General features: G+C 52.9%; 14 protein-coding genes and 1 tRNA gene. 9 read left to right on the top strand and 6 right to left on the bottom strand.

Going from position 1 to position 13,511, the window contains the following annotated elements:
* Together N7387_RS10785 and N7387_RS10780 are read right to left on the bottom strand one after the other, a co-directional pair.
* Positions 1-870: Tar ligand binding domain-containing protein (locus tag N7387_RS10785; RefSeq protein ID WP_279798873.1), on the bottom strand; the 870-nt coding region annotated here is incomplete at its 3' end.
* A gap of 343 nt (positions 871-1,213) precedes the next feature.
* Positions 1,214-1,290, bottom strand: a tRNA-Arg gene (locus tag N7387_RS10780).
* Positions 1,291-1,482: 192 nt separating this feature from the next.
* On the opposite strand from N7387_RS10780, the gene folD reads away from it, so the two are divergent.
* The 3 genes from folD to cybB all read left to right on the top strand — a co-directional run bounded on the left by folD (position 1,483) and on the right by cybB (position 3,163).
* Entirely contained in the window at positions 1,483-2,346 is an 864-nt protein-coding gene (gene folD / locus N7387_RS10775) for a bifunctional methylenetetrahydrofolate dehydrogenase/methenyltetrahydrofolate cyclohydrolase FolD (protein ID WP_025151667.1), read from the top strand.
* A 2-nt stretch (positions 2,347-2,348) separates the two neighbouring features.
* Positions 2,349-2,561 (top strand): ribosome-associated protein YbcJ, encoded by a 213-nt coding sequence (ybcJ, locus tag N7387_RS10770; protein WP_186724879.1) that lies wholly within the window; start codon positions 2,349-2,351, stop codon positions 2,559-2,561.
* A 68-nt stretch (positions 2,562-2,629) separates the two neighbouring features.
* Positions 2,630-3,163, top strand: a complete 534-nt coding sequence (gene cybB, locus N7387_RS10765) for a cytochrome b561 (protein WP_045138014.1) — start codon at positions 2,630-2,632, stop codon at positions 3,161-3,163.
* An 81-nt stretch (positions 3,164-3,244) separates the two neighbouring features.
* Here cybB and cybC read toward each other — a convergent pair whose 3' ends face one another.
* Both cybC and cysS read right to left on the bottom strand, forming a co-directional pair.
* Complete coding sequence (cybC, locus tag N7387_RS10760) at positions 3,245-3,634, bottom strand: cytochrome b562 (protein WP_279798869.1); 390 nt, start codon at positions 3,632-3,634, stop codon at positions 3,245-3,247.
* 175 nt (positions 3,635-3,809) lie between these two features.
* Positions 3,810-5,198 carry a cysteine--tRNA ligase gene (gene cysS / locus N7387_RS10755; protein WP_279798867.1) on the bottom strand — a complete coding sequence of 463 codons (1,389 nt, stop codon included), beginning with the start codon at positions 5,196-5,198 and terminating at the stop codon, positions 3,810-3,812.
* A gap of 273 nt (positions 5,199-5,471) precedes the next feature.
* Here cysS and ppiB point away from each other — a divergent pair, with 273 nt between their 5' ends.
* The 5 genes from ppiB to N7387_RS10730 all read left to right on the top strand — a co-directional run bounded on the left by ppiB (position 5,472) and on the right by N7387_RS10730 (position 9,788).
* Positions 5,472-5,966 carry a peptidylprolyl isomerase B gene (ppiB, locus tag N7387_RS10750; protein WP_262861580.1) on the top strand — a complete coding sequence of 165 codons (495 nt, stop codon included), beginning with the start codon at positions 5,472-5,474 and terminating at the stop codon, positions 5,964-5,966.
* A gap of 2 nt (positions 5,967-5,968) precedes the next feature.
* Positions 5,969-6,691, top strand: coding sequence for a UDP-2,3-diacylglucosamine diphosphatase (locus N7387_RS10745; RefSeq protein WP_279798865.1), 723 nt, complete (start codon positions 5,969-5,971; stop codon positions 6,689-6,691).
* A gap of 148 nt (positions 6,692-6,839) precedes the next feature.
* Positions 6,840-7,364, top strand: a complete 525-nt coding sequence (purE, locus tag N7387_RS10740) for a 5-(carboxyamino)imidazole ribonucleotide mutase (RefSeq protein WP_108656327.1) — start codon at positions 6,840-6,842, stop codon at positions 7,362-7,364.
* The gene (gene purK, locus N7387_RS10735) at positions 7,364-8,434 is read left to right on the top strand and encodes a 5-(carboxyamino)imidazole ribonucleotide synthase (protein WP_279798862.1); all 1,071 of its coding nucleotides are present in this window, start codon (positions 7,364-7,366) and stop codon (positions 8,432-8,434) included. The genes purE and purK overlap by 1 nt, the downstream gene beginning before the upstream one ends.
* 88 nt (positions 8,435-8,522) lie before the next feature.
* Positions 8,523-9,788 (top strand): MFS transporter, encoded by a 1,266-nt coding sequence (locus N7387_RS10730; protein ID WP_279798860.1) that lies wholly within the window; start codon positions 8,523-8,525, stop codon positions 9,786-9,788.
* Here the strand turns inward: N7387_RS10730 and ybbP are convergent.
* Together ybbP and ybbA are read right to left on the bottom strand one after the other, a co-directional pair.
* A complete protein-coding gene (gene ybbP, locus N7387_RS10725) occupies positions 9,785-12,217 on the bottom strand; it encodes a putative ABC transporter permease subunit YbbP (protein ID WP_279798859.1) in 2,433 nt (810 codons plus the stop codon). The genes N7387_RS10730 and ybbP overlap by 4 nt on opposite strands.
* Positions 12,214-12,900, bottom strand: a complete 687-nt coding sequence (gene ybbA, locus N7387_RS10720; protein WP_025151678.1) for a putative ABC transporter ATP-binding protein YbbA — start codon at positions 12,898-12,900, stop codon at positions 12,214-12,216. The genes ybbP and ybbA overlap by 4 nt, the downstream gene beginning before the upstream one ends.
* On the opposite strand from ybbA, the gene tesA reads away from it, so the two are divergent.
* Positions 12,868-13,494, top strand: coding sequence for a multifunctional acyl-CoA thioesterase I/protease I/lysophospholipase L1 (tesA, locus tag N7387_RS10715; RefSeq protein ID WP_029990448.1), 627 nt, complete (start codon positions 12,868-12,870; stop codon positions 13,492-13,494). The genes ybbA and tesA overlap by 33 nt on opposite strands.
* The last annotated feature ends 17 nt before the right edge of the window (positions 13,495-13,511 follow it).

Raw genomic sequence — 13,511 nt, 5'->3', positions numbered from 1 at the left:
CTCGGTCCGTGAAGAAAGGTCGTTATTACCGGCCGAGATCTCACTGGCACCGCTGTAAATGGCATTGGCACCATCACGGACATCACCGACGGTGACCGCCAGTTCATGCTGCATATGGCACAATGTTTCCGCGAGTATCATTATTTCATTAGCACCTGAAATAGTAATATTTTTTGACAGATTTCCTTTGGCTATATCCTGAATATTATCAACAACATTATTCAATGGAGAAATAATGACTTTTTTAATGTAAACCCAAGAAAGTATGATTAATAGTAATGACGTTAAAATGATAGCCATGGATATATATATTGTTTTGTTATAGTCATCATATGAATCCTGAATGGTTTTTTCATATGAATTTATATATCCATCCTGGTATACATCATAGCTTCTGTCAAAATCCCGGGCGATAGACGTTAAGTTATTCTCACTAAATGCAGCAACATCATTCCCCTTTAAAAGTTGAATGGAATTATTTAATTCATCCCGGTATTTATTAAATGATTCATTTAATTTTATCAGGTCATTGCTACTTATAAATTCAGCGGGCTGCTCAATAAACGAGCTCCAGATTTCCCCGGATTTATCTATTTCCTTTACTGCAGCACTTAAACTATCCGAAGGCACGCCGCCTTTACCTGAGGAAATTTCACTTGCTGCCTTTTGAATAAAGTACCCAGCTTTTCGTAACCTATATATAACATCATCTGCATCTGCTGCATTTTTTGTATTGATACTATCAGCAATGTCGCTTGAGTGATTTTTTTCTGCATAAGTAATCGTCAGAGAGATACTTACTATCTGAATTACGAAGAACAATAACAAGATAAAAAGAAAAGACGCGGATATTTTAATTCGATTAAACATGGGGAGATATTCTTTGTTGGTATTACATGATGCAATAATTTTACCATGAATATGTTATTTTCATGTATCAATAACAACTCATTTTCGTTTCATTATTATCGGGTTATTGTTTCTTTTTTGTTATTGAGACTCGCAATTTGTCTGTTTGTGAGTAAGTTGATGATGAACACTGACGTCGTCGTCTCTTTCAGAGGAAAACGAAAGGCGGGACTTTTTTGGGATGGTCTGAACCTGTTTATGAGGATTAAGTCAGGAGTGAAAAATAAAAAGACTAACCACACCCGTTACTTAACCCGTTTTCTGGCGGGTTTTCTTTCCGGGACATATAACTTATTGTTTTATATGGTACGCCCTACAGGATTCGAACCTGTGACCTACGGCTTAGAAGGCCGTTGCTCTATCCAGCTGAGCTAAGGGCGCGCTGAGGAAAAAAACAGCGGGTTAACTGCTTGATGCACCGTGGATTATACGGCTGAAGCGCGGCGAGTCAATCAGAAAATCAGTTATCTTCGTCAGTGACTTTCTGACACCTTAATAAAACATAACTGACAGACGGAAAATGTTCTGACAGAATAGTGCCCATCTTTTATCTGTTTTATGGATTTTTACACGATGTCAGCAAAAATTATAGACGGGAAAACGATTGCGTCGACCATCCGGGCCGAAGTTGCCGCAAAAGTTCAGCAGCGGATTGCTAACGGAAAACGGGCTCCCGGTCTCGCCGTCATCCTGGTCGGTGAGAACCCCGCATCTCAGATTTATGTCGCCAGCAAACGCCGTTCCTGTGAAGAAGTCGGATTTATTTCACGCTCTTATGACCTTCCCGATACCACCAGCGAAGCCGAACTCCTCCATCTCATTGATGAACTGAATAATGATAATACTATCGACGGGATCCTCGTTCAGCTTCCGCTGCCTGCCGGTATTGATAATGTCAAAGTCATTGAGCGTATTCATCCGGATAAAGACGTCGACGGTTTTCATCCTTATAATATCGGCCGCCTGTGCCAGCGTGCGCCGAATCTGCGCCCCTGCACACCACGCGGTATTGTCACGCTGCTTGAGCGCTGCAATATCAATACGTTTGGTCTGAATGCGGTGATTGTCGGTGCATCCAATATTGTCGGCCGTCCGATGAGTCTGGAACTGCTGCTGGCCGGTTGTACCACAACGGTCACTCACCGTTTTACCACCAATCTGCGTCACCATGTTGAACATGCGGATCTGCTGATTGTGGCGGTCGGGAAACCCGGCTTTATTCCGGGTGAGTGGATCAAACCCGGCGCGATTGTGATTGATGTCGGTATTAACCGCCTGGAAAACGGCAAAGTGGTCGGTGATGTGAATTTTGCCGAAGCGGCTGAACGCGCGGAGTGGATAACCCCGGTACCGGGCGGCGTCGGGCCGATGACCGTTGCCACACTGATTCAGAATACCTTACAGGCCTGCGAAGAATTTCACGATAAGGACGAATAACCATGGATATTTTTAATCTCGACGGGCACCCGCATGTCGAACTGTGTGATCTGCTCAAAATTCAGGGCTGGGCCGACAGCGGTGCTGCCGCCAAACAATTTATCGCTGATGGTCAGGTGACTGTTGACGGTGAAACAGAAACCCGCAAGCGCTGCAAAATTACCGCCGGTAAAGTGGTGGAATTTGCCGGTCAGCAGGTAAAAGTGGCTGAATAATCGTAATCTGCGAATAAACCAGAGCACTGCCTCTGGTTTTTTTATCCGTATAATAAGAGCCGCAAAAAATGAAAACACAAAAATTTCAGCCGGTGCAGATTGCCCTGCACTGGTTTATTTTCCTGCTTGTGATTGTCGTTTATGTCAGCGCCCTGTTACGGGATAACGCTGACGAACCACTGAGAAGTATGTTGTCCGGGCTGCATTACAGTTGCGGAATTGCCGTCGGTATACTGATGATTGTCCGGCTGGCGGTCAGAATAAAGCACCGCGCACCGGCTATTATTCCCAAACCGTCACCGATGATAACCGGCTTATCCCATCTGGTGCATCTGATAATCTTTGTGATATTCATTCTGTTACCGGTACTCGGTTTCAGTATTAAATATCTGAATGGTTATGACTGGTCATTATTCGGTATTCCGATGCCGGTCTCCGCCGCACCGGATGAAGATCTCGCGTACAGCATACAGAATATTCATGAGATCATTGCCAATACCGGTTATTTTATTATCGGCCTGCATGCTGCTGCCGCACTGGCACATCACTACTTCTGGAAAGATAATACCCTGCTGCGCATGATGCCGCGCAAACGGGACTGATTATCAGCCGCTGAATAACAAAACGCCCGGCAATGATGACCGGGCGTTTTTAATACGGAAAAACGGTATTTATATTCGCTGTTAACGGTATTTTTTGTGGTATTCACCACGGGTGGCTTTCAATTGTTCAGCCATGGCTTTCGCTTCCGGAATTTTACCTTCTTCCGTCAGTTTCAGTGCTTCATCAATTTGTCCGGTCAGAACATCATAACCGTGATGGTAATCCTTCACTTCTGCGCTGTCCGCCGCTTTACCTTTCAGTTTTGCCGGTAACTCGCCTTTGGCACTCTGTGCCGCAGCACGCATGTCGGTCAGTGCAGTTTTCAGCGCTGCCGCGTCATCTGTTTTTTCAACGATCTGCAGATTCGCGTTCAGCGTTTTCATATTATCTGACAATCCGGCGGCAGATGCCGTCATGGTGCCGAATGCACAGACAGATGCCACCAGCATAGCTAACATATTTTTACTCATCAGATGCTTCCTTTATTTTTAATATAAAAGTACGACAAAGACATCACACAATAAAGCAGGTGCTGTAACAGAATAGCGGATAACCGGCTGTTGTGCCTGCCCGGTAAAAATAAAGTGATATAAAAAAGCCCGGCAGTGAATAATGCCGGGCTTTTCAGTCAGAATGTAATCATGATTACTTACGGCGCCAGGTGGTACCCTGCGGGCCATCTTCCAGCACAATACCCATATCGGTTAAAGCATCACGGGCTGCATCTGCCAGCGTCCACGCTTTTGAGGCGCGGGCATCATTGCGCTGTTTGATCAGTGCTTCAATTTTCGCTGCATCTTCATCACTTTCGCTCTGTGCTCCGCTTTGCAGGAACTGCTCCGGATCCTGAGTCAGCAGCCCCAGCACACCCGCCAGCTGGCGAAGCTGTGCCGCCAGGCCGTTTGCTGCGGTCATATCTTCCTGTTTCAGACGGTTCAGTTCACGCGCCATATCAAACAGTACAGAATACGCTTCCGGCGTGTTGAAATCATCATCCATCGCATCGCGGAAACGGTTTGCGAATTCCTCATTCACCACGATTGCCGCGTCTTTATCTGTGCCGCGCAGTGCGGTATAGAAACGTTCCAGTGCAGTACGCGCCTGTTTCAGGTTCTCTTCCGTGTAGTTGAGCTGGCTGCGGTAATGTGCGGACAGCAGGAAGTAACGCACCGTTTCCGGGTCGTAATAACCCAGCACGTCACGGATGGTGAAGAAGTTATTGAGGGATTTTGACATCTTCTCTTTATCGACCATCACCATCCCGGAGTGCATCCAGTAATTGACATACGGGCCGTCGTGGGCACAGGTGGACTGCGCAATTTCGTTTTCATGATGCGGGAACATCAGGTCAGAACCGCCGCCGTGAATATCAAAATGCGTGCCCAGCTGTTTGCTGTTCATCGCGGAACACTCGATATGCCAGCCCGGACGGCCTGCGCCCCATGGTGATTCCCAGGACGGCTCACCCGGTTTGGACATTTTCCACAGCACGAAATCCATCGGGTTGCGTTTCACATCCGCCACCTCGACACGGGCACCGGCCTGAAGCTGTTCCAAATCCTGACGTGACAGCAGGCCGTATTCAGGATCGCTGCTGATATCAAACATCACATCCCCGTTATCCGCCACATAGGCATGACCGCGATCGAGCAATAACTGCGTGATCTCAATAATCTCTTTGATATGATGTGTGGCGCGCGGCTCTGAATCCGGGCGCATCAGGTTCATGGCATCGAAATCGCGGTGCATCTCTGCCACCATGCGATCCACCAGCTGATCACAGGTTTCGTTATTTTCATTCGCCCGTCTGATGATTTTGTCGTCCACATCCGTGATGTTGCGGATATAGTTCACTTCATACCCGGCGTGACGCAGATAGCGCACGATGGTGTCAAACGCGACAAATGTCCGCCCGTGTCCGATATGACACAGGTCGTAAACAGTGATACCACACACGTACATCCCGATTTTACCGGGGTTAATGGGCTTAAATTCCTCTTTTTGTCTTGATAAGGTGTTATAAATTTTCAGCATAGGACTATTCCATTAAAAGTCTGTACGTGTTGATGGTGACTTCTGTTAATTAATTGATAATAAATACTTTATTTTTTATATCTGTCTGCGGGGATCATAATCTGAGACAGGTCAGGTTATTGAAACGCGAATACCCTGCAAATGCAAGAAAGACCCTGTAAAACCCGGTGATTATAACAAATACTGACGCAGATTAGTGAGTATGATATAACACACCCCGGAGATAAAAACGGCAGATTATTGCCTTTAAAATATAAGCAGCAGGAAATTATTATGGTAACTTTTCATACAAATCATGGTGATATCGTCATTAAGACGTTCGCGGACAAAGCACCGGAAACGGTCGCAAACTTCCTGAAATATTGTGAAGACGGTTTCTACAATAACACCATTTTCCATCGTGTTATCAATGATTTCATGGTCCAGGGCGGCGGTTTTGAACCGGGCATGAAGCAGAAACCGACTCTCGGTATGATCAAAAACGAAGCCAACAACGGTCTGAAAAACAACCGCGGCACCCTGGCGATGGCCCGTACCAACGATCCGCATTCCGCCACTGCACAGTTTTTCATCAACGTGGTTGATAACGACTACCTGAACTTCCGTTCAGAAACACCAAGTGGCTGGGGCTACTGCGTGTTTGCTGAAGTGGTTGACGGTATGGATGTTGTGGACAAAATCAAAGCGGTCAAAACCGGCAACAGTGGTATGCACCAGGATGTGCCGCGTGAAGATGTCATCATCGAAAGCGTGACTGTTTCTGAGTAAGTATGACCACGCTTATTATTGCAGATTTGCATTTAAATGAGCAGGAGCCGGCGATCACCGCCGGCTTTCTTCGTTTTCTGCGGGAACAGGCGGTTCATGCCTCACAGCTCTATATTCTCGGTGATTTTTTTGATTACTGGATTGGTGATGATGACCCGAACCCGCTGCATAAAACCGTGGCTGATGCGCTGAAATCCCTCAGTGACAGCGGCGTGAAGATCTTCTTTATCTGCGGTAACCGTGACTTTCTGCTGGGCAAACGCTATGCCCGTCAGTGCGGAATGACCCTGCTGCCGGACACACAGGTGATTGAAGCCGAAGGGCATCAGATCCTGATCCTGCACGGTGATACCCTCTGCACGGATGACACAGACTACCAGCACTACCGCCGGCGTGTTCACACGCCGTGGATCCAGCGCCTGTTTCTGTGGCTGCCGTTGTCGCTGCGCCTGAAAATCGCGAAAAAAATGCGCGCAGGCAGTCAGTCTGCCAATCAGCGCAAAAGCGAAGCGATTATGGATGTGAATCAGAACGAAGTGATGAACGCATTCCGTCAGTACCGGACCCGCTGGATGATCCACGGTCACACCCACCGTCCTGCGGTTCATGATGTTTCCGCTGACGGCGAAACGCACTTTCGCGGTGTCCTCGGCGCGTGGCACTCACAAGGTTCTGCCTTTAAAATCACCCCGGACAGCATTTCACTGATCTTCTTTCCGTTCTGAGCCGTTATCTCCCCGTATTTGTGAAAAATCCGTGACGCAAACGTTTTCCTTCGTGATTTACCGTGATATTATGCCCGTCTTCTTAACCGGCTCACTGCCGGACGTCTGTCAATTTTCGTGACGCGGGATGTACAGGAGCACCGAAAACATGAACGCCGCCTCTTCGCAACAACACTCACCGGCAGCCAAAGTGGCTATTGTTATGGGATCCAAAAGTGACTGGAGCACCATGGAGCACGCCGCTGCGATCCTCGATATGCTTCAGGTGCCTTATCACACAGAAGTGGTTTCCGCGCACCGCACGCCGGACAAACTGTTTTCCTTTGCTGAAACCGCAAAACAGAACGGGTTTGATGTGATCATTGCCGGTGCCGGTGGTGCAGCACATTTGCCGGGAATGCTGGCGGCGAAAACCCTCGTACCGGTACTGGGTGTGCCGGTGCAGAGTGCCGCGCTCAGCGGTGTCGACAGTCTCTATTCTATTGTGCAGATGCCGAAAGGTATTCCGGTCGGTACGCTGGCTATCGGCAAAGCCGGTGCCGCCAATGCCGCCCTGCTCGCCGCACAGATCCTCGCCCTGCATGATGAGGCGCTGCTGACCCGCCTGACAGACTGGCGTAATGCACAGACTGATGATGTCCTCAGCCACCCGGATCCGCGGGAGGCCAACTGATGAAGCCGGTGTGTGTTCTGGGAAACGGTCAGCTGGGCCGGATGCTGCGCCAGGCCGGTGAGCCGCTGGGTATTTCGGTTTATCCGGTCGGGTTGGATGCCGAACCGGAAGCCGTTCCTTATCAGCACAGTGTGATCACCGCTGAAATCGAGCAGTGGCCGCAGACCGCGCTGACACGTGTGCTGGAGCAGCATCCCGCCTTTATCAACCGCGATATCTTTCCGCGTCTGGCCGACCGCCTGCCGCAGAAACAGCTGATGGACACTCTGCATCTCGCCACCTCACCGTGGCAGCCGCTGTCGTCTCCTGATGAATGGCCGGACATTTTTACCCGTCTCGGGGACTTTGTCATCGTCAAACGCCGTACCGGCGGCTATGACGGACGCGGTCAATGGCGGGTGCGTCCCGGTGATGAAGCTTCTCTGCCGCCGGAAATTTACGGCGAATGTATTGCCGAGAAAGGTATTCTGTTTTCCGGTGAAGTGTCGCTGGTCGGCGCCCGTAACCGCGCCGGGGAATGTGTGTTTTATCCGCTGACCCATAACCATCACGAAGAAGGTATTCTGCGCATGAGCGTGGCCTTCCCGCCGGCACAAAACCCGCTTCAGGCACAGGCTGAGCAGATGCTGGGGGCGATCCTCACTGAGCTGGATTATACCGGTGTGATGGCAATGGAGTGTTTTGTCACAGAAGACGGCCTGCTGATTAACGAACTGGCACCGCGTGTGCATAACAGCGGTCACTGGACACAAAACGGTGCGTCTGTCAGTCAGTTTGAGCTGCATCTGCGGGCGATTCTGGATCTGCCGCTGCCGCAGCCGGTTGTCACCGCCCCAGCGGTAATGGTGAATATTATCGGCACGGAACTGAATACACAGTGGCTGGCACAACCGCTGGCGCATCTGCACTGGTATGATAAAGAGGTGCGCCCGGCGCGTAAGGTCGGCCACATTAACCTGACGCATCCCGATCCGGCGCAGCTTATCGCCGCACTCGGCGGGCTGGCACAGGATTTACCGGCGGAATATCAGTCCTCTGCGGACTGGGCAAAAACAATATTAAGCTGGTAGTCTGTACGGTTTCCGGCGACAATAGTCCCATTCTGATGCTCGGTGTTCAGCCGGGCATGTTGCTTTTTACGCCGTTTCCGGAGCCGGGATGTTTTCGTCAGATCGCCGCTTAGGTCCTGTTTATCAATGGACTATACTTACCCTGCTGGGGCTGGTTTATTTCCTGACCACCGCTACTACCTTCACCTCATTAGGCGTGGTCTTACCCGGTATGCTCAAAGAGCTGAACTGGAGCTGGACAGACGCCGGTTTCGGATTCACGCTGCTCGGGCTGACCTGCGGGTTATCGAGCTTTCTGCCGAGTCTTCTTATCCGTAAAACCAATGTCCGCCTGACACTGCTGACCGGGCTGCTGCTGTTTCTGGCCGGGTTTTACAGTCTGTACACCACACAGTCGATTCAGCGCTATTTTATCGGCACCGCCTTTCTCGGGATTGGTTTTACCTTTATGGCTACTGTTCCCGGTACTTATGTGATTTCGCGGCTGTTCAGCCGTCAGTCGCTGGCGTTTGGTTTTTACTTTACCCTCGGCGGGCTGGGCGGTGTGGTCGGGCCGTGGATCTATTTTCTCGCCGCGCATGTGTTCGGCTCCTGGCGGATCCACTGGCTGATCGCCGCCCTGACGCTGGCTGTTGTCACCCTGATCACCCTGCTGGTAATGCGGGAAGGCCGCCGTGAGATCACGCATGCCCGTGCCGTGATGTGGCAGCAGAAAAAACAGAGTTCCCGCATCTACCGCAGTCAGGCGCACTGGAGTGCCCGTCAGGCGCTGAGAACCTGGCAGTTTTATGTTATCGCCGCCTCTTATACCGCGTTTTTATGGTGCGGATTTACCGTGAACAGCTTTGCCGTGCCGCATATTATGGATAAGGGGTTCAGTGAAACCGTTGCCGCCACGCTGCTCAGTACCATGGCCTTTATTAACGCGTTTTCCCGGCTGGCCGGGGGCGCTATCGGGGAGTGGCTGGAGCCGAAAAAACTGCTGATTATCAGCCTTGCCGCGATTACATTCGGTGTGCTGACACTGAGTATCGCCACCAGCTGGTCGCTGCTGATCCTGTTTACCGTGCTGGTGGGGATTGGTTACGGCATGACATTCCTGGCCTCCAGTGTACTGCTGGCAAACTATTTCGGCCGTGGTCCGTATCTGGAGCTGTTCTCTGTGGTGAATCTGATTTCCACCTTTGCCTGTCTGGCACCGTTCTTTGCCGGTGCCGTCAAGGATTACAGCGGCAGCTTTACCCCGGCTTTCCTGCTGATCGCCCTGCCGGTGATGGTGATTCTGGCGGCCACATTCTTTATGCGACCGCCACAACACAAACCGGTCAGAGCATACACATCCTCGCCGGACTAACTCTGTAAGCGGCGGTACTGCTGAGGATCCCCGAGCAGGCGGATCCCCAGCACACTGCCGCAGAGTGACAGCAGCAAACCACCGGCCAGCGGCAGCCCGACCCACAGCGGCCACTGCGGCTGCCACGGAAAATCAAATACGCGGGTCTGCAACAGCCACAGGGCCGCTTCTGCCCCGAGTGCGGCGACCACACCGGCCATCGCGCCCAGCAAGGCAAACTCACTCCACAGCGTGCGCCGCAGCAGGCGTTTACCGGCTCCCAGCGTACGATATACCACCAGCTCGGTCCGGCGCTGATTCATTCCCACCTGAATCTGTGCCAGCAGTAACAGCACGCCGCAAATCAGCACCAGTACCACCATCGCTTCCAGCGCACGGCTGACCTGCGCGAGAATGGTCTGGATCTGTTTCAGCATCGATCCGGTATCAAAAATACTGATGGACGGATACTTACGATTCATCTGGGTGATTAATCCGTCATTACCGTCATAGTGAAAGCTGGTCAGCCACATGGCGCTCTGGTTTTCCAGCGAGGCGTGATTAAAGATGAAAAAGAAATTAGGCCGCATACTCTCCCAGTCCACCTGCCGCACACTGCTGACAGTCACGGTAAACGGACGGGTATCACCGGTAAAGGTCAGGGTATCCCCGACTTTCAGCCCGAGTTGTTTGACCACTTCCATCTCAATAGAGACTTCCCCGGGTTTCGGCGGCCAGGTGCCGTCCACCAGTTCATTAAGCGGCGGCAGCGATTCCTGCCAGGTAAGGCTCAGTTCACGGCGGACAGTATTGTTGCCCGGATCACGCGCATCGGCCCACGCCAGTGCGGTTTCGCCGTTAATGCCGGACAGCCGCGCCAGCACCACCGGGTAATATTCTGACGGTGTCACGTTGTGTGATGCCAGCAGCTGATTGACCGGCGATATCTGTTCTTCCGTCATATTCACGAGAAAATAGTTCGGTGTGTCCGGCGGCAGTTGTTGCTGCCAGCGCCCGATCAGATCACCGCGAACCATCACCAGCAACCCCAGCAGCATAAAGGAGAGGGCAAACGCCCCGGTCTGCACCAGGGTCTGACCGGGCTGACGCAGCAGACGGCGGACAGCCAGGCGCAGACTCAGGGCACGGAACGGAATTTTCGCCAGCAGCCACAATCCGCCGTAACCGGCCACTGCCAGCAGTGCAGCGATCAATACCACCCCGGCCAGCACCGCCCAGAGCAGGAACGAGGCATTGGTCAGCACCGCCAGCCCGCCTGCCACAATCAGTACCGCCAGCGGCAGATACCAGCGCAGCGGCCAGACCGGCGCTACCACGTCATCACGCAGTACGCGGGTCGGCTGTGTCAGCATCAGCTGGCGGTAAGGCCGTGCGCCCACCAGCAGAGTGATGGCAAGGAGTGTCAGCAGTGCCCACGCCCACGGCCATAATCCCGGATCCGGCAGTGCCTTCGGCAGCAGCGGTGCCAGCAGGCTCATCAGGACCGCATCAAAAATCAGCCCCAGCAGGGATCCGGCAACCATCGCTGCCGCCATCAGTACCGCCCATTGCCCGACCACCCAGTAACGCAGCTCGCGCCGCCCCGCGCCGAGTGTTTTCAGTACGGCAATCAGGGTGTGACGGCTGCGGCAGTAATGCGACATGGCAACCGCCACTGCGGCGATTGCCAGCAATAGCGTCAGCAGCGCAGAGAGTACCAGGAACTGCTGTGCGCGATCGATAGACTTCGCCAGCGCCCCGCCCTCCTGCTGCAACGTCACCCAGCGCTGATCAATCCGCAGCGCATCTTCATACTGCTGTTTAAACACCGCCACCGCATCCGGCGCACCGGCAAACATATCGCGGTAAGTGAGGCGGCTGCCCGGCTGTACGGCACCGGTGGCGTCCACATCCTGTAAATTGATCAGCACACGGGGTGCCATCTGAAACGGGTTAAAACCGCTGTCCGGCTCCTGAATAAGAAAACCGGCGATTTTCAGGTCGGTATCTCCCACTTCCAGCATCTGCCCCGGTTTTACCGAAAGCAGCTCCGCCAGACGCGGTGCGATCAGAATCTCCCCCGGTGCCGGTTTCAGGCCGGGCGGGTCAGTTTCCAGCTCGCCGTACAGCGGATAAGCGTCATCCGCCGCTTTGACATACACCAGCTGCGGCACATCATTGGCAAACACCATGGTGTTGAAACTCATCTGCTGACTGAGCACCAGGCCGCTTTCCTGCGCCTTTTTCAGCCAGGTTTCATCCGCCGGATGCGAGCCGCGCAGGACCAGATCACCGGCCAGATAGTCACGGCTCTGATAATTGACACTTTGATTAATACGATCACCGGCACGTCCCAGTGCCAGCACACAGGCCACCGCCAGGGTCAGTGACAGCCAGACCACCAGCAGTGACGGTGTGCGCCACTCCCGCCAGAACCAGCGCCAGATCATGCCAGTTCCTCCAGCTTGCCGTCCGACAGCTTCAGCCGCCGCTGACAACGGGCCGCCAGGGTCAGATCATGCGTGACCAGAATCAGGGTGGTGCCGTAGTCACGGTTGAGTGAAAACAGCAGATCGGCAATTTTGTCACCGGTATGACGGTCGAGGTTACCGGTCGGCTCATCGGCAAATAAAATTTTCGGCCGGGTCGAAAATGCACGGGCGATAGCCACGCGCTGCTGCTCCCCGCCGGAAAGCTGGGCAGGCATATGCTTCAGGCGTTTTTCCAGCCCGAGCTGAATCAGCAGCTGCTCTGCATTCTCCCGGCTGGCGGATTCAGATTCACCGCGCAGCAGCGCAGGCAGCTGGACATTCTCCAGCGCATTAAGGGTCGGGATCAGCATGAAAGACTGAAACACAAAGCCGACATCCCGTGCCCGCAGTTTTGCCCGCGCTTCCTCATCCAGCTGCGGCAGTGACTGACCGAGCAGTTTTACTTCACCGGAGGTCGCGTCATCCAGACCGGCTATAATGCCGAGCAGGGTTGATTTTCCGGATCCGGATTCCCCCACCAGCGCGATTGTCTCTTCAGGCTCGACAACTAACCCGGCACCCTGCAATATAGTGATCTCATTTTCACCCTGACCAACGCGCTTAATAAGATGATCAATTTCAAGAATAGGCTCCGATGCCATCTCTGTTTCCTTTTTCTGCTGCTGTTCAGCGGGAATTTGTATGCCGCCGGAACATTACTGATACTGGGGGACAGCCTGAGTGCCGGTTACCGCCTGCCGGCCGGTGAGGCGTGGGCAGCACAGCTGGGACAACGCTGGCAACAGGCCGGTAACGGTATCACACTGATAAACGGCAGTATCAGCGGGAATACGGCGGCTCAGGGACTTGCCCGTCTGCCCGCGCTGCTGGAGCAGCACCGGCCGCAATGGGTACTGATTGAACTGGGTGCCAACGACGGCCTGCGCGGCCTGCCGCTGACACAAACCCGCACCGATCTTCAGGCGGTGATCGATGCGGTGAAGGCCGCCGGGGCGAAGCCGCTGCTGATGCAGATCCGCATTCCGCCGAATTACGGCAAGCGCTACACCGAACGGTTCTCCGCGCTCTATCCGGCGCTGGCACAGGAAAATGCCGTTCCGCTGATCCCGTTTTATATGGAAGCGGTCGTCACCAATCCGCAGTGGATTCAGGATGACGGTATTCACCCGAACGCGGCAGCACAGCCTTATGTGACTGACTGGATGGATAAAACACTGCTGCCTTACTTACAATAACGGGTGTCAGACTATCC

The organism is Morganella sp. GD04133 (assembly GCF_029835375.1).
Classification (GTDB): domain Bacteria; phylum Pseudomonadota; class Gammaproteobacteria; order Enterobacterales; family Enterobacteriaceae; genus Morganella; species Morganella morganii_B.
This window is presented reverse-complemented; position numbering and strand designations above follow the sequence as displayed.

Bases quoted from the DNA above. Each gene is read 5' to 3' on its own strand.
- folD (WP_025151667.1), top strand. From the start codon at position 1,483: ATGTCAGCAAAAATTATAGACGGGAAAACGATTGCGTCGACCATCCGG.
- ybcJ (WP_186724879.1), top strand. From the start codon at position 2,349: ATGGATATTTTTAATCTCGACGGGCACCCGCATGTCGAACTGTGTGAT.
- cybB (WP_045138014.1), top strand. From the start codon at position 2,630: ATGAAAACACAAAAATTTCAGCCGGTGCAGATTGCCCTGCACTGGTTT.
- cybC (WP_279798869.1), bottom strand. From the start codon at position 3,634: ATGAGTAAAAATATGTTAGCTATGCTGGTGGCATCTGTCTGTGCATTC.
- cysS (WP_279798867.1), bottom strand. From the start codon at position 5,198: ATGCTGAAAATTTATAACACCTTATCAAGACAAAAAGAGGAATTTAAG.
- ppiB (WP_262861580.1), top strand. From the start codon at position 5,472: ATGGTAACTTTTCATACAAATCATGGTGATATCGTCATTAAGACGTTC.
- N7387_RS10745 (WP_279798865.1), top strand. From the start codon at position 5,969: ATGACCACGCTTATTATTGCAGATTTGCATTTAAATGAGCAGGAGCCG.
- purE (WP_108656327.1), top strand. From the start codon at position 6,840: ATGAACGCCGCCTCTTCGCAACAACACTCACCGGCAGCCAAAGTGGCT.
- purK (WP_279798862.1), top strand. From the start codon at position 7,364: ATGAAGCCGGTGTGTGTTCTGGGAAACGGTCAGCTGGGCCGGATGCTG.
- N7387_RS10730 (WP_279798860.1), top strand. From the start codon at position 8,523: ATGTTTTCGTCAGATCGCCGCTTAGGTCCTGTTTATCAATGGACTATA.
- ybbP (WP_279798859.1), bottom strand. From the start codon at position 12,217: ATGATCTGGCGCTGGTTCTGGCGGGAGTGGCGCACACCGTCACTGCTG.
- tesA (WP_029990448.1), top strand. From the start codon at position 12,868: ATGATCAATTTCAAGAATAGGCTCCGATGCCATCTCTGTTTCCTTTTT.
- ybbA (WP_025151678.1), bottom strand. From the start codon at position 12,900: ATGGCATCGGAGCCTATTCTTGAAATTGATCATCTTATTAAGCGCGTT.